15 protein-coding genes are annotated in these 20,807 nt (G+C 66.2%); 13 read left to right on the top strand and 2 right to left on the bottom strand.

What is annotated here, in order from left to right; translation table 11 throughout:
• Positions 1-9 precede the first annotated feature (9 nt).
• Genes ACVOMC_RS10925 through ACVOMC_RS10940 form a run of 4 tightly spaced genes read left to right on the top strand, consistent with a single transcriptional unit; the run spans position 10 to position 5,764 of the window.
• Positions 10-693 carry a prepilin-type N-terminal cleavage/methylation domain-containing protein gene (locus ACVOMC_RS10925; RefSeq protein WP_054659372.1) on the top strand — a complete coding sequence of 228 codons (684 nt, stop codon included), beginning with the start codon at positions 10-12 and terminating at the stop codon, positions 691-693.
• Positions 694-705: 12 nt separating this feature from the next.
• Positions 706-3,354 (top strand): hypothetical protein, encoded by a 2,649-nt coding sequence (locus ACVOMC_RS10930; protein ID WP_481523957.1) that lies wholly within the window; start codon positions 706-708, stop codon positions 3,352-3,354.
• Entirely contained in the window at positions 3,351-4,445 is a 1,095-nt protein-coding gene (locus tag ACVOMC_RS10935) for a type IV pilin protein (protein ID WP_481523958.1), read from the top strand. Before ACVOMC_RS10930 ends, ACVOMC_RS10935 begins: the two co-directional genes overlap by 4 nt.
• A complete protein-coding gene (locus tag ACVOMC_RS10940; protein ID WP_481523959.1) occupies positions 4,442-5,764 on the top strand; it encodes a prepilin-type N-terminal cleavage/methylation domain-containing protein in 1,323 nt (440 codons plus the stop codon). Before ACVOMC_RS10935 ends, ACVOMC_RS10940 begins: the two co-directional genes overlap by 4 nt.
• 231 nt (positions 5,765-5,995) lie before the next feature.
• Here ACVOMC_RS10940 and ACVOMC_RS10945 read toward each other — a convergent pair whose 3' ends face one another.
• The gene (locus ACVOMC_RS10945; RefSeq protein ID WP_481523960.1) at positions 5,996-6,760 is read right to left on the bottom strand and encodes an AfsR/SARP family transcriptional regulator; all 765 of its coding nucleotides are present in this window, start codon (positions 6,758-6,760) and stop codon (positions 5,996-5,998) included.
• 723 nt (positions 6,761-7,483) lie between these two features.
• On the opposite strand from ACVOMC_RS10945, the gene ilvC reads away from it, so the two are divergent.
• From ilvC to gdhA, 9 genes are all read left to right on the top strand, one after another.
• Positions 7,484-8,458 carry a ketol-acid reductoisomerase gene (gene ilvC / locus ACVOMC_RS10950; RefSeq protein ID WP_054658905.1) on the top strand — a complete coding sequence of 325 codons (975 nt, stop codon included), beginning with the start codon at positions 7,484-7,486 and terminating at the stop codon, positions 8,456-8,458.
• A gap of 39 nt (positions 8,459-8,497) precedes the next feature.
• Positions 8,498-10,225, top strand: coding sequence for an acetolactate synthase 2 catalytic subunit (gene ilvG / locus ACVOMC_RS10955; protein WP_057505592.1), 1,728 nt, complete (start codon positions 8,498-8,500; stop codon positions 10,223-10,225).
• Positions 10,209-10,460: an ACT domain-containing protein gene (locus ACVOMC_RS10960; RefSeq protein WP_054658906.1), complete on the top strand. Its 252-nt coding sequence runs from the start codon at positions 10,209-10,211 to the stop codon at positions 10,458-10,460. The genes ilvG and ACVOMC_RS10960 overlap by 17 nt, the downstream gene beginning before the upstream one ends.
• Before the next feature lie 111 nt (positions 10,461-10,571).
• On the top strand, positions 10,572-11,672 hold the full coding sequence (locus ACVOMC_RS10965; protein WP_057505591.1) for a threonine dehydratase: 1,101 nt from the start codon (positions 10,572-10,574) through the stop codon (positions 11,670-11,672).
• A complete protein-coding gene (locus tag ACVOMC_RS10970) occupies positions 11,669-13,225 on the top strand; it encodes a 2-isopropylmalate synthase (RefSeq protein WP_057505590.1) in 1,557 nt (518 codons plus the stop codon). Before ACVOMC_RS10965 ends, ACVOMC_RS10970 begins: the two co-directional genes overlap by 4 nt.
• Before the next feature lie 35 nt (positions 13,226-13,260).
• A complete protein-coding gene (gene leuC / locus ACVOMC_RS10975) occupies positions 13,261-14,679 on the top strand; it encodes a 3-isopropylmalate dehydratase large subunit (protein ID WP_481523961.1) in 1,419 nt (472 codons plus the stop codon).
• Positions 14,679-15,257: a 3-isopropylmalate dehydratase small subunit gene (gene leuD / locus ACVOMC_RS10980; protein ID WP_481523962.1), complete on the top strand. Its 579-nt coding sequence runs from the start codon at positions 14,679-14,681 to the stop codon at positions 15,255-15,257. The genes leuC and leuD overlap by 1 nt, the downstream gene beginning before the upstream one ends.
• Entirely contained in the window at positions 15,247-16,308 is a 1,062-nt protein-coding gene (gene leuB / locus ACVOMC_RS10985; RefSeq protein ID WP_481523963.1) for a 3-isopropylmalate dehydrogenase, read from the top strand. Before leuD ends, leuB begins: the two co-directional genes overlap by 11 nt.
• A 123-nt stretch (positions 16,309-16,431) precedes the next feature.
• Complete coding sequence (gdhA, locus tag ACVOMC_RS10990; RefSeq protein ID WP_481523964.1) at positions 16,432-17,775, top strand: NADP-specific glutamate dehydrogenase; 1,344 nt, start codon at positions 16,432-16,434, stop codon at positions 17,773-17,775.
• Between the two features lie 31 nt (positions 17,776-17,806).
• Here gdhA and ACVOMC_RS10995 read toward each other — a convergent pair whose 3' ends face one another.
• Entirely contained in the window at positions 17,807-20,692 is a 2,886-nt protein-coding gene (locus ACVOMC_RS10995) for a diguanylate cyclase (RefSeq protein WP_481523965.1), read from the bottom strand.
• Positions 20,693-20,807 lie beyond the last annotated feature (115 nt).

The raw sequence follows: 20,807 nt of genomic DNA on the forward strand, positions 1-20,807 counted from the left end.
ACCCGATCCATGAAATCAATTTATCGCGCGCGTGGTTTCACCCTGATGGAGATGTCGGTGGTGCTGGTGATCATCGCCATCATCATCGGTGCCGTGACCGTGGGCCGCGACGTCTACCGCAGCGCCGTGGCCGAGCGCATCAGCAGCCAGTTCGTACAAGGCTGGATCCTGGCCTACGACCGTTACACCACCCAGACCGGCAGCGTGCCCGGCGACACCACGCTCAGCGGGATTGTCGGCGGCGCCACCACGGCCACGGCGCTGTGCGGCAAGGATCTGGTCGATGAAATGCTCAAACGTGGCGTCACCCTCCCCGACGGGGCCGCCGAGGGCCGCCAGGATGCCTACGTCTACCAGGATCGCAATGGCATCCCGCAGCGCATCGAAGTGTGTCTGATGGCGGTGTCCGACTGGGCCGAGCCGATCAGTTCCAGTGGCTATCAAGGGCGCGTGCGCAACGTGATGCGGCTGAGCAACCTGACCCCCGAGCTGGCCCAACAGCTGGACCAGCGCCTCGACGGCCGTGTCGATGCGCGCTTCGGGCGGATGCGCGAAGTCGGTCGCCAGGGCGCCACCAGCGGCGCGCTCGTCGCCGATGCGGGTCTGTGGTCCCGGCACGAGCAAAGTGCCGCAGGTGCCAATGTGGATGCGCAGATTGCCGTGGTGCAGGCCTACATCAAGATGAACCAGTAAGCGGAGTCAGCCATGTCGATTCATCTCCCGGTGCCGGACATCGGCACGCCCGCCCCCGCTGCCGGCGGCCGCCAGCGCGGATTCGGCCTGCTGCAAGCCATGTTGGTGCTGATGCTGCTCGGCGCGGTCGTCGCCGCTGCCGCGCTGATGTTGCAATCCGGACGCCCACTGGAGCAGGCCGCCAACCAGCAGGAACAGCTGCGCTGGGCCGATGAGGCACTGATGGCCTATGCGGCGGCCCATTCACGGCTGCCCTGTCCGGCCCGCAACTGGAGCGAGGACCCGGTCAAGGGGGCGGAGGACTGCGCGCTGTCGTCCGGGTTCCTGCCCATCGCGCTGCTGCCGGGTGCCAACGAACAAGCGCTGGCCGCCGGGCCGGTGCGTTACACCGCATCGCAGGGAACGCAGCGCAGCATCGCCGGCGCTCCGATGGTCTTCCCCTCACTGCGCGAACCCGGCGATGCCTACCTCATCCCCGACGCCTACGGTGAGCCGCTGGAAGAAGACGCCCCGGCCGGTCCCCCCGCCTTGTTCGGGACAACCGGCAGTACGCCTGCGGTCGTCGGCAATGGGCTGGACTTCTGCGCCGCGCTGCATCGCAATTCCCTGTCCCAGGGCGATGCCAGCGCTGCCAATACGGTCGATGCCGCCGGTGCGCGTTACAACATCGCCTACGGATTGACGGCTGCCGGCACTCAGCCGGGCCGACATGGCCGTTTCGACAGCGCGGACAGCATCGCGCTGCCAAGTCCGGCACAACCCGGCGATGCCGACTACGACGACCGGGTGCGGGTACGCACATTCGAATCGATGGCGCACAGCCTGGGCTGCCGCCAGTTTGCCGATACCACCTCGCCCGACCAGGCGCCGCCGAGTGTTGGAATCATGGCCATGGATGCCTTGGCCGGCGCGGTGGCGATCCATACCACCATTGGCGAGTTGCAGGAAAACAACATCGGCAATGGTGAGCTCGGTGTGATCGATGCCACCTTCACCCAAGCCACGACCATCGCCGCCATTGCCCTGAACGTGGGCGGGATCTACGACGCACTGAGCAGCACCTATCTGTCGGCAGGCGAACTGGTTCGCGCCGTTGCCACCTGCATTGCCTCGCTGGGCATCACCTGCTGGGAAGTGGCGTTCAAGATCACCGCACTGGTGACCGCGGTCGTCTCGGCCGTCAGCGGCACCGTTGCCCTGGGATTGAATACGGCCGCGCTGATCCCGGTCGGCATGGCCCTGGACGCCAGCGTCAAGGCCCGCGACCGGGCCAGACGGGCGGTGAAGCCACAGGCCCAGTCGGTGGAGAATGTGCTCAAGCAGCTGGAGGTGACCTTGTTCGGCGCCATGGTGGAAACCTGCGAGTACAAGCTCGGGGCCGACCATTTCCCGATTCCGGTGATGAAAGACGGGAAGGTCGTGTTCGACGAGAACGGTCAGCCGGTCTACGAATGCCTGAGCAAGAAAACCGAATTCCAGGACGGCCTGAAGCAACAGGTGGACAAGGCCAGGGCCGAGGAAAACCGGACGCTGGCGGTCGAGAACGCGTACTACACCCATCGCATCTCGCCCTTCAATGAGCGCACCATCGAACCGGACCGCATCAATGTCGGTGCATCAGACGCGCGCTACCAGGAATGGCGTTGCGAAGCGACCAGCGGCGGCAGCCTGAACAGCTCCTGCACACTGCCCGCGTCCGGGGAGAATGCCGGCTACAGCTGGAAGGTCTATCTCAAACCCAGCGCGAAGGTCGATGCCCTCAAGCGCCTGCGGCTGGCCGAGCAGTGGTCCGATGCAAAGCGCTACGTGGAAGAAATGACCGATGCGGTCGACGAGCTGAAAAAGCAGAAGGACAGCTTCGCCACGCTGCTGCAGATGGCCCGTGACGATGCCAGCAAGATCTGCGGAAAAGCCACATCGCAGGAGGACAAGATCCGTTGCGACAACTCCAACAACCAGGTCCGCTATCTGGATACCTGCCAGAGCACCCAGTACGAGAACGGCAAGCTGACGGTTGTGGACGAGATGCAGAAAAATCCGCGCGACTACAACCTGCAGTGCAAGCCGATGATCGCCGCCAATCTGGCCAGGGCGGAGAGTGAACTGAAGACCTACCAGGCACTGCTCAAGACGATCCGGAAAGCCTACGACGACCAGCCCTCCCCTTACATCGAGTACCCCTTGCAATGGGTGTTCGAGAAGATGCTGATCGAGGAGGACACCGGCATCTACACCTGGTGCGGCTACCAGAACCGCAGCGCGACGTGTACCAGGGCCGGCAAGGATGATCCGGACAATCGCAGAACCCGCTACTACGACGACTTCCCGGCCGCGTCGGGCAGCCGTGGAATGCCGCTGCTGGAACCACAGCAGACGATTAACTGCCTCTTTGAGGGAGGATGCACCTACTACAGCTATGCCCAGGCCTATTCCGACTGGCAGCGGTCCAAAGCGCAAAGCGAGCAGGCAACCACCAACCGGAAAAACCTGCAGGCCCGCTACAACGACTTGTTGCAGAAGTATGAGGATCTGAAGGCCGCGCAGACCACGATCGGCAGCGGCCAGGAAAGCCCGATCGTGATCGGTGCCGGAAATCTCATCCGGAAAGCCGATCAGCGTGCAGCTGTCGGCCCGCTGACACCGGCCGGAGCAGGCCAATGAGGCCGATCTACTCGCGCCACCACCGAGGCTTCAGCCTGCTGGAACTGGCGGTGGTGCTGGTGATCGCCGCATTGCTCACCGCGGTGGCGGTGAGCTTTATTCCGCTCGGCAAGCAGGTGCTGGGCCGCGATGCCGGCCAGCAGCAACTGGCCCAGGCCGAGCAGGCCATGCTTGGCCACTTGCGCGGCAACCTCCGCTTGCCGGCCGCCGACACCAATGGCGATGGCAAGGCCGATGCGGGCGCCACGGCGGGCTGGCTGCCGGTCCGCGACCTGGGCCTTTCAGCGAGGCTGCGCCTGTTGTACCAGGTGCAGCCGGCGCTGCTGGTCCCACCGGCCGACCTGTTCGTGCCGCACCTGGCCGGCGCCTATGCCGGCACCGCCGCCCCGGCACCGAACGCACTGGACCTGTGCCTGAAGCTGTTCGACCTGCAGACGGCGGCACCGCCGCTGCCCGGGCTGGAGAGCAGCGCCGCCTATGCGCTGGGCGCGCGCGATGGCTCTCCACTGCAAGGCACCCCAGTGGCCGCCGCCGCGACGTTGCGGCTGCCCGGCAGCAGCGATGCCGATGCGTCCATGGCGGTGCAGGCCGCCGGATTCGGCGAACTGGCCAGCCGCCTGTCCTGCAGCGATCGGGTTGCCCGCACACAAGGCGCGGCGCAAAGCGCGCTGGCCGCTCACAGCATCATGGAAGTCACCGCCTATACGGCCCGCTTCCGCAAGTTCGACGCGCGCACCGCGCAGATCGTCATGGTCCAGGCCGAAACCGGTATGGCATCGGCGGTTACCGGCCTGGCGTTCGCCATCTTCGACGAGGCCATCGCCATCGTCCTCACCGCCGCAGGATTCCCACCCGATCCGCTGGGAATAGCCATCGGCATCGGCGAGCAGGCCACTGCCCTGGCCTCGATCGGCTATGCCGCCCATTCGGTGGAACTGGCCAAGGCAGACATCGCCAGCGCCAAAGAAGGTATCGAAGCGGCCAACACCGCCTTGATGTATGCCAACCAGCAGCGTGATCGCGCACACGTGATGTACGACACGGCAAGCCGGACCGCGATTGCCCTGGATCAAGCCGGAGTAGACAGATGACACGATTCCACAGGCGTTCGCGACAACGCATGGGCGGCTTCTCGCTGGTCGAGTTGAGCGTGGTGCTGGTGGTGCTGGGCATTGCCGGGGTACTGCTGGTGCGTTGGCTGACCTATGCCCACGCCGAGCAGAAGCAGGTGCTGCAACGCACGCTTCTACAACGCGCCGACGACGCGCTGCTTGCCTATGTCTCCGCCCGGCACCACCTGCCCTGCCCGGCGGCGGGAATCGACGGGATCGCCAACTGCACGCTGAGCACCGGCTTCCTGCCGCATGCCGAACTCGGGCTGCCCGAACCGCGTGCCGGACGCATCCGCTATGCGGTGTACCGCAGTCCTGCGATCACTGGCGTCGATCCGGACCTCGCATCAGTGGCAGGTGACTTGGCGGTGGCCGTGGACCGCGCCCCTGTCCTGCAGATGCTCAGCAACGCCACCTCCGGCAGTATCAGTGCGCAGGTCGCGCTGCCGACCGGTTGCGCCACGCTTGCTGGCGTGGACTGCACCGCGGTACCGGCGCTGAAAAGCAACGGCCTGGACTTCTGCTATGCCCTGCGCACGGCAATGAACGCCCCGGCGCTGGGCAGCCAGGCCCACACCATCGGCAGTAGCGGCCGGGTCACAAACGTCGCCTATGCGCTGGCGCTGACCGATCCTGCGACAAGCGCGCCGATGGCCATCAACAAGGGCCACACCTTCGCATCACCGCGGCGGGAAGCCGGCAACGACTATCAGGACAAGGTGCGGGCGGTCGGCATGGAGCAGCTGTGGAGCCGGCTGCGCTGCGGCGAATCGCTGGGAAGCGCGCTGCATGCGCACGCCAATGCCGCCGCGGCCGCTTCGCTGAACGTACCGGCGATGGACGACTATCAGGAGCAGATCGAGATCATGGTCGATCTTGCCCATGCCGGTGATCTGGGTGCCGACGCCGCCATCGTCCTGTCGGTGGCACAGATCTTCAGCGCCACTGCCGGCATCTTCGATTCGATCGGCGAGACGGCGAACTCCATTGGCGGCTGGAGCTGGCGCGTGCCCTTGTCGACGGTCGGACTCGGCAGTGCCCTGGGCGCGACGACGGCATCGGCCGCGTTCAAGGCCAAGAGCGTGGAAAACGTGAAAAAGACCGCCCAGCTCCGCAGCGCGTTCCTCGACGGCACCCCTGCCAGCGATGATCCGGACGGCGGCATCTATCCGTTGCAGCTCCGCGCAACCGCGCTGTATCGGGCGGTCTCCCTGCAGGCCCAGCGTGCCGACATGCTCGGCATTACGCCCGGACCGGCCGAGCGCGCGGAGATCGGCAAGATCGGTGTCACCCCCTGATCCTTCCACAGCCTCCCGGCACCCAGCGGTACGGTTCAACCGCATCGGCGTAGCCATCGCGTTCCGGCCCCGCAGAAAAACCGCAGGGCATGGACGTGCCGGTAGCGCCACCAGCGGCACGGGGCAGACACCGCGCACACAGGGTTGACGCGGACCGGCGCATTGCAGGTAAATGGAAATGGCAGCCCTAGGGCTGCCATCGGGAGCAACATGACAGGAGCAACCGCGGGTTCAGCCGGCCATACGCAAACCGGTCTTCACCGCCCTGATTCCGGCCGCTACCGCCACCGGAGAGGGAGCGCGGCGCTGGGCAGGGGAACCACTGGATATGCGGGTAAACAGCCGGCGGGTTTCCACATCCGGCTCCAGGCCCAGCTCCCGCTGAAGCTCCAACTCGAAATGCTGGTAGATCGTCACCGCCACACTGTGCAACCCACAGCCGGCATGGGCGTGCATCAGCCGGCGGGCATGCGCGTTGTTCCACGGGTCACGCAGACTCAGCGCGCGGGCCACATCGATGGCCCGCTCCCACTGTTCGGCCGCCAACAGTCCATCACAGCAATTCTCCGCCGCACCAACCAGCCGGGCCTCCAGCATCTGCCGGGTGGTTTCCAGCCATGACTGGAAGTTGGAATCGGCGATGTCGTCCATGCCATCCATGAAGACGCGCTGCTCGGTCAGCAGGTGCAACGACTGGCATGGCGCGGCCAGCAGCAGATCAATGTCGAACCGCGGCGCCTCACTGCGCATCAGGCCGACGGCGGTGCGTTCGATACGCAGGATGTCCGGCCCCAGCCTGGCCGTGCAGAAGCGGTTGAGGTTGCTCAGCACCTGGCGCAGGTTGGTCAGCGCGCTGCTTTCACCCAGGGTGGGCCACAGCAGCGCTGCCAGCGAGACCCGCGAGTGCATGCGATTGGACTCTACCGCCAGATAGCCCAGCAACGCCCAGCCCTTGCGATAGATGATCGGCGCCGGCAGCCCGTCGCCGGAGGCCATCAGCGGCACCAGCGCCGGGCCGCGGTCAGTTAACGCGCTGTTGCACGGGGCACCGCAGCCATGCCTCGTCTCCCGCTCCAAATCCAATGCCATGAGTTCCCCCGGTCCGAAACAGAAATTGCCCTGTACTTGTTAAACCGGCAAAAGCGTCGGAATCCGATCATCGCCCCCCCCCATTTTCCCGAACCGCGTGTCGCGGGCGCGGCTTTCCGCGCAACCAGGTCCGATGAATTACGTGCAGGCACTAAGTTTCAAGAGCAACCAAGCCGCTGTGGCGGGCATTGCCGGCCCATTGCCGGTGATCACATCTGCAAGCGTTGACATGCGTACCGTGGGGATGGTTATCTCGGTTCCATGTTGCAACGCCACACCACCGCCGCCCACCTGTCATCGAGCCCGACTCCGGTCGCGGCATCGCTGCTTGTACTCGTACTTATTACCGAACCCACAGGTGCGGGACGAGCTGGCGCGTAGCAGAAAACTGCCAGATTCGATCAAAGACCCCGCGCCGACCCCGGTGCGGGGTTTTTCGTTTCCAGCTTCTATTTCATCTGAAACCATGTCTCCGACCCCTGACACCACCAACAAACACACCGCCAACGCTGCCACCTGCAGCGCTGCCACCTGCATGGTGTCTGCCCCGCCCGCCCCGGCCGCTGCGTCCTGACGCAACGGCCGTTTTCATTTCTGCAGTCTCTCTTCATTGCAAGGAACCTAAGCACCATGAGCACCAACGAACTGCCCCAGATCAAAATCGCCGTCGTCGGTTACGGCAGCCAGGGCCGCGCCCATGCCATGAACCTGCGTGAATCCGGCTTCGACGTGGTCGTCGGCCTGCGCGCTGGTGGCCCCACCGAGGTCAAAGCCCAGGCCGACGGCTTCACCGTCAAGAGCCCGGCCGAAGCGGTCAAGGACGCCGATCTGGTCGCCGTGCTGACCCCGGACATGGTGCAGAAGAAGCTGTACAACGAGGTGCTGGCGCCGAACATGAAGCAGGGCGCCTGCCTGCTGTTCGCGCACGGCCTGAACGTGCATTTCGGCATGATCGAGCCGCGCGCCGATCTGGACGTGGTGCTGGTCGCACCGAAGGGCCCGGGCGCACTGGTGCGTCGCGAGTATGAAATCGGCCGTGGCGTACCGTGCATCTACGCGGTCCACCAGGACAAGAGCGGCAAGGCCGAGCAGCTGGCCCTGGCCTACGCCGCCGGGCTGGGCGGCGCCCGCGCCAACATCATCAAGACCACCTTCAAGGAAGAGACCGAAACCGACCTGTTCGGCGAGCAGGCCGTGCTGTGCGGCGGTGCCTCGGCGCTGGTGCAGGCCGGCTTCGAGACGCTGGTGGAAGCCGGCTACCAGCCGGAAATCGCCTACTACGAAGTGCTGCACGAACTGAAGCTGATCGTGGACCTGTTCTACGAAGGCGGCATCACCCGCATGCTGGAGTTCATCTCCGAAACCGCCCAGTACGGCGATTTCGTCTCCGGCCCGCGCGTGATCGACGCCTCGGTGAAGGCACGCATGAAGGACGTGCTGACCGACATCCAGAACGGCACCTTCACCCGGAACTGGGAAGCCGAGTACGAAGCCGGGCTGCCGAACTACAGGAAGTTCCAGCAGGCCGACATGGACCATCCGATCGAAAAGGTGGGCAAGGAGCTCCGCGCCAAGATGGTCTGGCTGCAAGCACAGAACGCGTAACCCCGCGGTCCCCCACCCGCAACAGGCAAAGGTCGCTGCATGAACACATCCACCCCCGGTGCGCCGCGCAATGGCGCACGCTGGCTGACGCAGGCCCTGGAAGCCGAAGGCGTGCAAACGCTGTTCGGCTACCCGGGCGGCACCATCATGCCGTTCTACGACGCATTGGTGGACTCCAGCCTCAAGCACATCCTGGTACGCCACGAGCAGGGCGCGGCGCTGGCCGCCAACGGTTACGCCCGCGCAAGCGGCAAGGTCGGTGTCTGCGTGGCCACCTCCGGCCCCGGTGCGTCCAACCTGGTCACCGGTATCGCCGATGCGATGCTCGATTCGGTACCGATGGTGTGCCTGACCGGCCAGGTCGGCACCCCGCTACTGGGTACCGATGCGTTCCAGGAACTGGATGTGTTCGGCATGACCATGCCGATCGTCAAGCACAGCTGGCTGGTGCGCAGTGTCGAGGAACTGCCACAGGTGGTGGCCGAAGCATTCCGTGTCGCCCGCGAAGGACGGCCCGGTCCGGTGCTGATCGACCTGCCCAAGGACGTGCAGCTGGCCGATGCCTCGCATCTGCCCGATCACAGGCCGGCCACGGTGGATCCGGTGCCGGCGCCGGAGGCGGAGCGTCTGGCCGCGGCCATCGAACTGATCGCCGCGGCCGAGAAGCCCGTCATCTACGGCGGCGGCGGCATCGGCTTGGCCGATGCGGTCGGCGAGTTCCGCCAGTTCGTCGAAGCCTCCGGTATTCCGACCGTGCTGACCCTGCGTGGTCTGGGCGCGCTGCCGGCCAATCATCCGCAGTACCTGGGCATGCTCGGCATGCACGGCACCCGGGCGGCCAACATGGCGGTGCAGGAATCGGACCTGCTGATCGTGGTCGGCGCCCGTTTCGATGATCGCGCCACCGGCAAGCTGACCGAGTTCGCCCCTTTCGCCCGCGTCATCCACCTGGATGCCGATGCCTATGAGATCGCCAAGCTGCGCAGCGTCGATGTCGCCATTCCAGGCAATGTCGCCACCGCGCTGCGGGCACTGACTCCCCTGCGCGGCAACTGCAACGCCTGGCGCGCCCGCTGCGCGGCCAACCGCGAGAAGTTCACCGCCCGCTACGACGCCCCAGGCCAGGACATCTACGCGCCGGCGCTGCTCAAGCGGCTGAGCGAAGTGGCGCCAGCCGACACCGTGATCGCCTGCGACGTCGGCCAGCACCAGATGTGGGTGGCGCAGCATTGCCGCTTCAACCACCCGCGCAACCACCTGACCTCTGGCGCGCTGGGCACGATGGGCTTCGGCCTTCCGGCGGCGATGGGCGCACAGTTCGCCTGCCCGGAGCGCACCGTGGTGCTGGTCTCCGGCGATGGCAGTTTCATGATGAACGTGCAGGAGCTGGTCACCATCGCCCGCTGCCGCCTGCCGGTGAAGATCGTGCTGCTGGACAACTCCTCGCTGGGCATGGTGCGCCAGTGGCAGGAACTGTTCTTCGCCGAGCGTTACAGCGAGATCGACCTGTCCGACAACCCGGATTTCGCCGCGCTGGCGCAGGTGTTCGGCATTCCCGCCACCCGCATCACCCAGCGCGCGCAGGTCGAGGATGCGCTGGCCGCGCTGCTGGACACGCCCGGCCCGGCACTGCTGCATGTGTCCATCGATGCCCGCGCCAATGTCTGGCCACTGGTGCCGCCCAACAACGCCAACAGCACCATGCTCGACAGCAACCCCGCCCACGCCAAGGCAACGCAGGAGAGTTCCAATGCAATACCGGCTTGACCTGGTGCTGAAGCCGGCCGAAGGCGCGCTGGTGCGCGTGATCGGCATGGTCGAACGCCGTGGTTTTTCGCCCAGCAACATCGCCGGCAACCGCAACGCCGACGATGCCGGCCGCTGGCATGTGCAGATGGACATCCATGGCACACGTCCGCCGGAAACGCTGTGCCACCAGCTGCGCAAGGTTTACGACTGCGAATCGGTACAGGTGGTACCGGTAGCGGGTACCCCGGTATGAGCAGCGAGGTAAGTGGCGTACCGGTAGTACGCCGCCGCAGCCTGCGGAGGCGTCTTCTTCCATCCGGGCATCGGCAACGCGGCCCGTCCGTCCGCGGTGACGGCCACGTACATGGCTGACCGTGGCCGCCCCGTTGCAACTGCCGCGTACGCTGGCGACATCCACGTCAGCGTCGCCGATGTGCTGGCCGCCCAGGCGCGTCTGCGCCGCTTCCTGCCGCCCACCCCGCTGCACTATGCCGAGCGTTTCGGCACCTGGTTGAAGCTGGAAAACCTGCAGCGCACCGGCTCCTACAAGGTCCGGGGCGCGCTCAACGCGATGCTGGCGGCGCTGGAGCGCGGCGACGAACGCACCGTGATCTGCGCCTCCGCGGGTAATCATGCCCAGGGCGTGGCCTGGGCTTCGCACCGGCTGGGCGTGCAGGCCATCACGGTGATGCCGCACGGCGCACCGGCCACCAAGATTGCCGGCGTCCAGCACTGGGGCGCCACCGTGCGCCAGCACGGCAACAGCTACGACGAAGCCTTCGCCTTCGCCCGCGAGCTGGCCGAACAGAACGGCTACCGCTTTCTGTCCGCCTTCGATGATCCGGACGTGATCGCCGGCCAGGGCACGCTGGGCATCGAGCTGGCCCCGCATGCCCCGGACGTGGTGATCGTGCCGATCGGCGGTGGCGGCCTGGCCTCCGGCGTGGCGCTGGCCCTGAAGTCGCAGGGCGTGCGCATCATCGGGGCCCAGGTCGAGGGCGTCGATTCGATGGCCCGGGCGATCCGCGGCGATGTGCGCGAAATCGATCCGGTGCCGACCCTGGCCGACGGGGTCAAGGTCAAGATTCCCGGCTTCATCACCCGCCGCCTGTGCGCCAGCCTGCTCGACGACGTGGTCATCGTGCGCGAGGCCGAGCTGCGTGAAACCCTGGTGCGGCTGGCGCTGGAAGAACACCTGATCGCCGAAGGCGCCGGTGCGCTGGCCCTGGCCGCCGGTCGCCGCGTGGCCGGCAAGCGCAAGTGCGCGGTGGTGTCCGGCGGCAACATCGATGCCGCGGTGCTGTCCATGCTGCTGTCGGAAGTCCGACCGCGCCCGCCGCGCAAGCCGCGGCAACGCAATACCGAGCGACTTAGAAGCCGCGCCGTCATACCGGCCTCGCGCACCGCCAAAGCCGACATCCCCAATCTTTCCGTTACCGCCGCAGTCGAGGAGACCCTCTGGTGAATACTCCAACCAACAACACCCCGCGAATTACCATCTTCGACACGACCCTGCGTGACGGTGAGCAATCACCCGGCTGCAGCATGACGCCACCGCAGAAGCTGGTGATGGCAAGGGCGCTGGCGGAACTGGGCGTGGACGTGATCGAAACCGGCTTCCCCGCAAGTTCGCAGTCCGACCGCGACGCCATGGCCCTGATCGGCCGCGAAGTGCGCCAGCCGGTGCTGGCGGTGCTGTCGCGCTGTCTGGCCGGCGATATCGAAACCTCGGTCAAGGCGCTGGAGGCTGCAGCACGCCCGCGCCTGCACGTGTTCCTGTCGACCAGCCCGCTGCATCGCGAGCACAAGCTGCGCATGAGCCGGGAGCAGGTGCTGGAATCGGTGCACAGGCATGTGAGCATGGCGCGCGGCTATCTGGATGACATCGAGTTCTCCGCCGAAGACGCCACCCGCACCGAACTGGACTTCCTGACCGAAGTCGCCCAGGTCGCCATCGCTGCCGGCGCAAGCACCATCAACCTGCCCGACACCGTCGGCTTCACCACGCCGGAAGAAATCCGTGCGATGTTCCAGCATGTCATCGCCAATGCGGCCGGTGCCGACAAGGTGGTGTTCAGCACCCACTGCCACAATGACCTGGGTCTGGCGGTAGCCAACTCGCTGGCCGCGATCGAAGGTGGGGCGCGCCAGGTGGAAGGCTCGATCAACGGCATCGGCGAGCGCGCCGGCAACTGTGCGCTGGAAGAAATCGCGATGGTGCTGAAGGTCCGCAACGCCTTCTACAACAACTTCGATACAGGCTTCGACACCCGCCGCATCGTGCCGACCTCGCAGCTGCTGCAGCGCCTGGTCGGCATGCCGGTCCAGCGCAACAAGGCCATCGTCGGCGCCAATGCCTTCGCCCACGAATCCGGCATCCACCAGCACGGCATGCTGCGCAACCGCAACACCTACGAGATCATGCGTCCGGAAGACGTGGGCTGGGAATCCTCGCAGATGGTACTGGGCCGCCACAGCGGCCGCGCCGCGGTCGAGGCGCGGCTTCGGGCGCTGGGCTACCTGCTGGAAGAGGAAGAGCTGAAGCTGGTCTTCGAGCAGTTCAAGGCCCTGTGCGAGCAGCAGCGGGTGGTCACCGATGCCGACCTGCAGACCCTGATGCAGGGCACCTCCAGCAGCGACGGCTACCGCCTGGCCTCGATGACCATCAGCGACGTCGGCAGCCGCGCCAATGCGCTGGTCGAGCTGTCCGATCCGGAAGGCAACCGCGTGTCCGAGACCGCACAGGGCGATGGCCCGGTCGATGCGCTGTTCTCGGCGCTGTCGGCGGCCACCGGCGTGCAACTGACCCTGGACAGCTACCATGTGCACAGTGTCGGCATCGGTGCCGATGCGCGCGGTGAGGCCAACCTGAGCGTGCGCCACGAAGGTGAGATCCTCGAAGGCACAGGCACCAGCCGCGACATCATCGAAGCCAGCGCACTTGCCTGGCTGGATGTCACCAATCGCCTGCTGCGCCATCGCGAAAGCAGCACCTGCGAGGAAGCCGTCAGCGCCTGAGCGCGACGGCAGAACATAGGCAACGGAACGAACTGATGAGCGCCGCACCCAAAACCCTTTACGACAAACTGTGGGATGCCCACGTCGTGGTCCCCGAATCGGACAGCGCGCCGGCCGTGCTGTATATCGACCTGCACCTGATCCACGAAGTGACCTCGCCGCAGGCCTTCACCGAGCTGCGCGAGCGCGGGCTGAAGCCGCGCCGGCCGGATCGCACCAAGGCGACGATGGACCACTCCACGCCGACCCTGCCGGCCGGTCCGGACGGCACGCTGCCCTACGCCAGCAAGGCCTCCGAAGCGCAGGTCGAAACCCTCGCCAAGAACTGCGCCGAATACGGCATCGAGCTGTTCGACATGGCCTCGGCCAACCGCGGCATCGTCCACGTCATCGCCCCGGAGCAGGGCTTCACCCAGCCAGGCATGACCATCGTCTGCGGTGACAGCCACACCTCCACCCACGGCGCGTTCGGCGCGCTGGCCTTCGGTATCGGCACGAGCGAAGTCGGCCATGTGCTGGCCACGCAGTGCCTGCTGCAGCGCAAAGCCAGGACCATGGCGATCACCGTCGATGGCGAACTGGCCCCGGGCGTGGGCGCCAAGGACGTGGTGCTGCATATCATCGGCGTGATCGGGGTCAACGGCGGCACCGGCCATGTGCTGGAATTCCGCGGCTCGGCAATCCGCGCGATGGACATGGAGCAGCGCATGACCCTGTGCAACATGTCGATCGAAGCCGGCGCCCGCGCCGGCATGGTTGCACCGGACCAGGTCACCTTCGACTGGATCGCCAGGACCCCGCGCGGCCCCAAGGGCGCCGACTTCGACAAGGCCGTGGCGTACTGGGCATCGTTGAACAGTGACGAAGGCGCGCACTTCGACAGCGAAGTCCATATCGATGCCGGCGACATCCGTCCGACCCTGACCTGGGGCACACATCCTGGCACCGCGATCGCGGTGGATGCGCCGATCCCGGCCGCCAACGACGCCGCCGCGCAAAAGGGCCTGGACTACATGAAGTTCCAGGCAGGCCATACGCTGATCGGCACGCCGGTGGACGTGGTGTTCGTCGGTTCCTGCACCAATGGCCGGCTGAGCGACATGCGCGAAGTGGCGCAGGTGCTGCGCGGCCGCCGCGTCGCCGATGGCGTGCGCATGCTGGTGGTGCCGGGCTCGGAAATCGTCAAGCGCGAGGCCGAGGCCGAAGGCATCCACGAAGTTGTGCGTGCGGCCGGTGCCGAATGGCGCGAGCCGGGCTGCTCGATGTGCATCGCCATGAACGGCGATCTGGTGGCACCCGGCCAGCTGGCGGTGAGCACCAGCAACCGCAATTTCGAAGGACGTCAGGGCCCCGGTTCCCGTACCTTGCTGGCCTCGCCGATGAGCGCGGCGTGGGCGGCGGTGAATGGCCGTGTCGCTGACCCGCGTGAGCTGTTTGCCAAGGAGGTGGCGTGATGGCCGCACTGACCCGCATCGTTTCGCGCAGCGTGGTGCTGCGCCAGACCAATATCGACACCGACCAGATCATCCCGGCGCGTTTCCTGTCCACCACCGAGCGTGCCGGACTGGGCAAGCACGCCTTCAACGACTGGCGCTGGCAGGCCGATGGCTCGCCGAACCCGGAATTCACCTTCAACCAGCCGCAGAATGCCGGGCGCTCGATCCTGCTGGCCGGACGCAACTTCGGCTGCGGCTCCTCGCGCGAACATGCGCCGTGGGCGCTGACCGATCTGGGCCTGAGCGCCATCGTCAGCAGCGAGATCGCCGATATCTTCCGTGGCAACGCGTTGAAGAACGGGCTGCTGCCGATTGTGCTGGACGAAGCCGACGTGCAAGCGCTGATGCAGAACCCGGATGACGAGCTGACCGTGGATGTGGCCGCGCGCGAGCTGCGCACTTCCAGTGGCAAGGCCTATCCGTTCCCGCTGGACGGCTTCTCGCAGACCTGCCTGCTCGAAGGCGTTGACCAGCTGGGTTACCTGCTGGGCCGCACGACTGAAATCGAACGTTACGAGACTGAACATGCACGCTGAAATCGTCGTATTGCCAGGTGACGGCATCGGCCCTGAAATCACCGCTGCCGCGGTCGATGTGCTCAAAGCCATCGCCACCCGCTTCGGCCACAGCTTCAACTTTGTCGAACACGATATCGGCGGCATCGCCATCGACACGCACGGCCAGCCGTTGCCGCCGGCCACGCTGGAGGCCTGCCGCAAGGCCGATGCGGTGCTGCTCGGCGCCGTGGGTGGCCCCAAGTGGTCCGATCCCAATGCCAAGGTACGTCCGGAGCAGGGCCTGCTGGCCATTCGCAAGGCGCTGGGGCTGTTCGCCAACCTGCGTCCGGTGCGTACCCATCCCGCGGCGTTGCACGCCTCGCCGATCAAGGCCGAGCTGCTGCGGGACGTGGACTTCGTGGTCGTGCGCGAGCTCACCGGTGGCATCTACTTCGGCGACAAGACCCGCGATGCCGGCAGCGCCAGCGATCTGTGCCGCTACACCACGGTCGAAATCGAACGCGTGCTGCGCAGCGCCTTCCGTCTTGCCCAGCAACGTCGCGGCAAGCTGACCTCGGTGGACAAGGCCAATGTGCTGGAAACCTCGCGGCTGTGGCGGGACATCGCCGCCCGCATCGGCCGCGAGGAATTCCCGGACGTGGAACTGGAACACCAGCTGGTCGATTCGATGGCCATGCACCTGATCGCCAAGCCGCGCGCCTACGATGTGATCGTCACCGAGAACATGTTCGGCGACATCCTCACCGATGAAGCCTCGATGCTGGCCGGCTCGCTGGGCCTGCTGCCGTCGGCCTCGCTCGGCGAACAGGGCCAGGTCGGCATCTTTGAGCCGATCCATGGCTCGGCCCCGGATATCGCCGGCAAGGGGATCGCCAACCCCTATGCCACCATCCTCAGCGCGGCCATGCTGCTGCGCCACTCGCTGGGACTGGAGGCCGAAGCGGCCGCCATCGAGCAGGCGGTCAGCGCCGCGCTGGATGCGGGCCATTTCACCGCCGACCTGGCGGCACAGGGACAGGCGCTGTCCACGCAACAGGCCGCGCAGGCGGTGCTTGCGCAGCTGAACTAGCTTTACCTGGACGCGGCCATTGGCCGCGTCTTTGTTTTGGCGGCCCGTTTCCGCCCGGTGGATTGCACGCTCCCTCCACATTTGGACTTGTTGCTTCAAGTCCCTCTCCTGAAAGGAACGCCCTTGAACTATCGCACTCCCGACGACTTCCTGGCCCATGTGGCCAAGCGCGACCCTTACCAGCCCGAATTCCTGCAGGCGGCAAAGGAAGTGATGCTCAGCCTGTGGCCGTTCCTGCAGCAGAATCCCAAGTACCTGCAGTACGGCATGCTGGAACGGCTGGTCGAGCCCGAACGGGTGATCCAGTTCCGCGTGACCTGGACGGACGACCACGGCCAGACCCACGTCAATCGCGCCTGGCGCGTACAGCACAGCTCGGCGATCGGTCCGTTCAAGGGCGGCATGCGCTTTCATCCCTCGGTGAACCTGTCGATCCTGAAGTTCCTGGCGTTCGAGCAGACCTTCAAGAACGCACTGACCACCCTGCCGATGGGGGGCGGCAAGGGCGGCGCGGATTTCGATCCCAAGGGCAAGAGCGACGGCGAAGTGATGCGCTTCTGCCAGGCGCTGATGCTGGAGCTGCACCGCCATCTCGGGCCCAACACCGATGTGCCAGCCGGGGATATCGGGGTGGGCGCACGCGAAGTCGGCTTCATGGCCGGCATGATGAAGAAACTCAGCAACGATGCCTCGTGTGTGTTCACCGGCAAGGGCCTGGCCTACGGTGGCAGCCTGATGCGCCCGGAGGCCACCGGCTATGGCACGGTCTACTTCGTCGAGCAGATGCTGCACCATGCCAGACGCCAGACCCATGGGGCCAAGGTGCTGGTGTCCGGCTCGGGCAACGTTGCCCAATACGCTGCCGCCAAGGCGGCCGATCTGGGCGCGCGCGTGCTCACTTTCTCCGACTCCGGCGGCACGCTGTATGCGCGCGATGGTTTCAATGAGCAGGGCCTGCTGGATGTGATGGCATTGAAGAACGAGCGTCGTGGCCGCCTGGCCGAGCTGGCCGACGATCCCCGCTTCGAATTCCTGGTCGACCGCCGGCCCTGGCACATCCCGGCCGATATCGCCCTGCCCTGCGCGACCCAGAACGAGCTGGACGAAACCGATGCGCGCACCCTGGTCCACAACGGCGTGCTGTGCGTGGCCGAAGGCGCCAACATGCCCTCGACGCTGGAGGCGGTGGAGGTGTTCCTGCAGGCCGGCACGCTGTATGCACCCGGCAAGGCCAGCAATGCCGGCGGCGTGGCCACCTCGGGCCTGGAGATGTCACAGAACGCGCTGCGACTGTCCTGGCGTCACGCCGATGTCGATGAACGCCTGCACGTGATCATGAAGGAGATCCACGCCAACTGCGTGCAACATGGCGTGCGCAAAGATGGCAGCGTCAACTATGTCGACGGCGCCAATATCGCCGGTTTCGTCAAAGTGGCCGACGCGATGCTGGCCCAGGGCCTGTACTGACCAGTGCGGATCGCGTCCTGGCCCGGAACGCTCAGGACAGGACGCGATTGCGGCCGGTATTCTTGGCCCGGTACAGCTGTCGATCCGCAGCGGCGATCAGCGTGTGCGTCGTCTCCTGCCCCGGCCCGCGCTCGGCGGCACCGATGCTGACCGTGATCGTCGTCTCCGCATCCACATCCTCCAGCCGCAGACGCGCAACGCGCGTACGCAGCGCCTGCAGCACCGGCAACGCCTCGCTCAACCCCATTCCGCGCAGCACGATCAGGAATTCCTCGCCACCATGGCGGGAGATGAACTGCCCCTCGCCCAGCTGCAACTGCAACAGCCACGCCACATCCCGCAGTACACGATCACCCACGTCGTGGCCGTAGACGTCATTGATGCGTTTGAAGTGGTCGATATCGACCAGCGCCACGGTCAACGGCGAGGCCGGATCGTCACGCAAGACCAGCTGCAGATGCGCGTCGGCGGCGCGACGGTTCGGCAATCCGGTCAACGCATCGTGGGTGGCCTGATGGGCCAGCCGTTTCAGCAGCGCGTCCCGTTCGGCATCGGCCTGCTCCAGCGCCCGGTTTTTCTCGCTCAGCTCCTGCGTCCTCACCGCGATCTCGTCATCGAGTTGCCGCTGCCGGCGTCGATAGCTGGCCGTCCGCCAGCCGATGAGTGCCACTACCAGGCCGATCAGCGCCAGCGCCAGCAGGGCCAGTGCCCAGGGCCGCCGCCAGTAGGGCGTGGCCACTTCCAGCGTCAATGCGGTCTCGCCAATCCGCGCGGCATCGGCCCAGTCCAGCGGCAGCGCCATCGCCTGTATGCGCAGCCGGTAACTGCCCGGTGGAAGGTTGGTGTAGACCGCTTCGGTGCGTGTATCGGCGTCTACCCAGTCCGCGTCGAAACCCTCCAGCCGGTAGCGGTAGCGCATCTTGTCCGGCGCGCGGAAGCCCAGCCCGCTGTAGGCGACCCCGATGCGTTCGACCTCGCTGGGAAGCTGGTAGCGCTCACGCATCTGCTGCTGCGCGCCATCGACGATGACGCTCTCGATGGCAACCGGCGCGGTCTGCAGACGCTGCTGTCCCACGCGTTGCGGATCGATCACGGCCAAGCCGCCTGATGTCGCAAACAGCAGCTGTCCCTGGTCGGTCATCCAGCTGGACGGTGAGGAGGCGCCGTTGGTCTGGCGGCTGGGCATGCCGTCGGTATGATCCACGACGTGGACCGCCAGCTGCGCACGCGCGCCGGCCGCCACGCCGACCAGATCATTGCGATCCAGACGGAACACACCTTGATTGCTGGACAGCCACAGATGGTTCTGCCCGTCATCGAGAATGCGGAAGATCTTGTCGCGCGGCAGCCCACGGGCGTGATCGAAGGCCTGTATCGACAATCCCCGACGCCGCAGCAGGCCATGGTCGGTCGCAATCCACAGGTCGCCGTTGGCATCGCCCAGGAAGTCGAACACGTAACGCGCCGGGAAATCGGCCGCGTTTGCCGGCCATACCCGGAGCTTTTGCGCCGTATCGAGCGAGGCCATGCCGTTGCTGGTGCCGATCCACAATACGCCGGCCTGATCACGGTACAGCGCATGCACCGCCGCCGATGGCGGCAAGCCGTCCAGCGTCCCGTAGTGGCGCAGGCTACCGTGACGGTACCGGTACAACCCGTCGGCGCAACCAATCCACACGGTGCCATCGGCCTCGGCCAGCAGCGCGCGCACGAGCGGCTGCACCAGTCCCGGCAGCGTCACCCGCTGCTGGATACGCCCGTTGCGGTCCAGCGCGAACACGCCCTGGTTGTAGGTGCCTACCCATAGGGTTTGGTCGCGTTGGGCCAGCGCCAGCACCGAAGCATCGCGCTGCGCATCCGCAAGCAGCGGCACCTTGGCCAGTTGTCCGTTGTACTGACGCTCCAGCCCTTCGGAATGGCCGATCCAGATCGCACCATCGGGCATCTGCATCACCGCGCGAATATAGTTCGAGCGCAGGCCATCGGCGACTGTCAGCCCGCTGGCCGCCCCCTCGTCGATCCGGAACAGGCCATCGGTGCTGCCCGACCACACCAGTCCCTCACGATCGATCATCAGCGCCGGACTGACCTGGCCATGCACCGGCAGGCGCTCGACCACGCCATCGGCATAACGTTCGAGCCGGCCTGCGGACAGACTCATCCACAGCGCACCGGCAGCATCGCGGCGCACCGCGTCCACCCGCTCGCCGCGCTTGAGGTGTTCGACGTGACCGTTGCCGTGCAGCCAGTGGATACCGTCATCGGCCGCCACAACCCAGCCGCCGGCGCCATCGTCGACCAGATCGCGCACTCGCCATGCCTGGCTGTTGCGCCACGGCTGCAGGCGTTGCTGTGCAAGACGGAAGATCCCCACCTCGGTGGCGATCAGCATGCCGCCACTCGGGTCATGGCGCAGCGCGGTGACCGGGACGACCGGCAAGCCCATCGCCGCACTGGCGTCTTCCAGCACACCACTCACCGAGAGCCGCAGCAGACGTTCATTGGTGGCGATCCACAGCGAGCCGTCGTGGTCACGCAGCATCGCCACCACCGACAACTGCCGGGCATCGGCGCCGCCCAGCGGCTGCCATGCCCCCTTGTGATAGCGGTAAACCCCGTCGGAAGCGGTTCCGAACAGCATCGCGCCATCGGCCTCGGCAAGGATGCTCAGGATTCCGGACAACTCCACCCCGGGGGTGTTCTGCCGGTCAAAGACAGTAAAGCTGCGGCCGTTGAAACGGACCACACCTTCCCAGGTCCCGATCCAGATGAAGCCGTCCGTGCCCTGCGCCAGCGACTGCACCAGGTTGTGCGGCAGCCCCTGCGCCATGTCCCAGCTGGCGACGGTGTGCCGGCCGGCCTGGGCCCAGGACGGAAAAAAGCCGGCGACCACCAGCACCAGCGTGACCAGCCACACCCGCGTCCACCGCCGCGCCGGCGCGCACGGTTGGCAGGAGTACCGATCACGTGGGGAAATCGCCAAACCCGCCTCCCGCAGGCACGCCGGCGGTGCACCGGCGTGCCAATCTAAC

Source organism: Stenotrophomonas sp. STEN014 (genome assembly GCF_056760315.1).

Bases quoted from the DNA above. Each gene is read 5' to 3' on its own strand.
- ACVOMC_RS10925 (WP_054659372.1), top strand. From the start codon at position 10: ATGAAATCAATTTATCGCGCGCGTGGTTTCACCCTGATGGAGATGTCG.
- ACVOMC_RS10930 (WP_481523957.1), top strand. From the start codon at position 706: ATGTCGATTCATCTCCCGGTGCCGGACATCGGCACGCCCGCCCCCGCT.
- ACVOMC_RS10935 (WP_481523958.1), top strand. From the start codon at position 3,351: ATGAGGCCGATCTACTCGCGCCACCACCGAGGCTTCAGCCTGCTGGAA.
- ACVOMC_RS10940 (WP_481523959.1), top strand. From the start codon at position 4,442: ATGACACGATTCCACAGGCGTTCGCGACAACGCATGGGCGGCTTCTCG.
- ACVOMC_RS10945 (WP_481523960.1), bottom strand. From the start codon at position 6,760: ATGGCCTCCGGCGACGGGCTGCCGGCGCCGATCATCTATCGCAAGGGC.
- ilvC (WP_054658905.1), top strand. From the start codon at position 7,484: ATGAGCACCAACGAACTGCCCCAGATCAAAATCGCCGTCGTCGGTTAC.
- ilvG (WP_057505592.1), top strand. From the start codon at position 8,498: ATGAACACATCCACCCCCGGTGCGCCGCGCAATGGCGCACGCTGGCTG.
- ACVOMC_RS10960 (WP_054658906.1), top strand. From the start codon at position 10,209: ATGCAATACCGGCTTGACCTGGTGCTGAAGCCGGCCGAAGGCGCGCTG.
- ACVOMC_RS10965 (WP_057505591.1), top strand. From the start codon at position 10,572: ATGGCTGACCGTGGCCGCCCCGTTGCAACTGCCGCGTACGCTGGCGAC.
- leuC (WP_481523961.1), top strand. From the start codon at position 13,261: ATGAGCGCCGCACCCAAAACCCTTTACGACAAACTGTGGGATGCCCAC.
- leuD (WP_481523962.1), top strand. From the start codon at position 14,679: ATGGCCGCACTGACCCGCATCGTTTCGCGCAGCGTGGTGCTGCGCCAG.
- leuB (WP_481523963.1), top strand. From the start codon at position 15,247: ATGCACGCTGAAATCGTCGTATTGCCAGGTGACGGCATCGGCCCTGAA.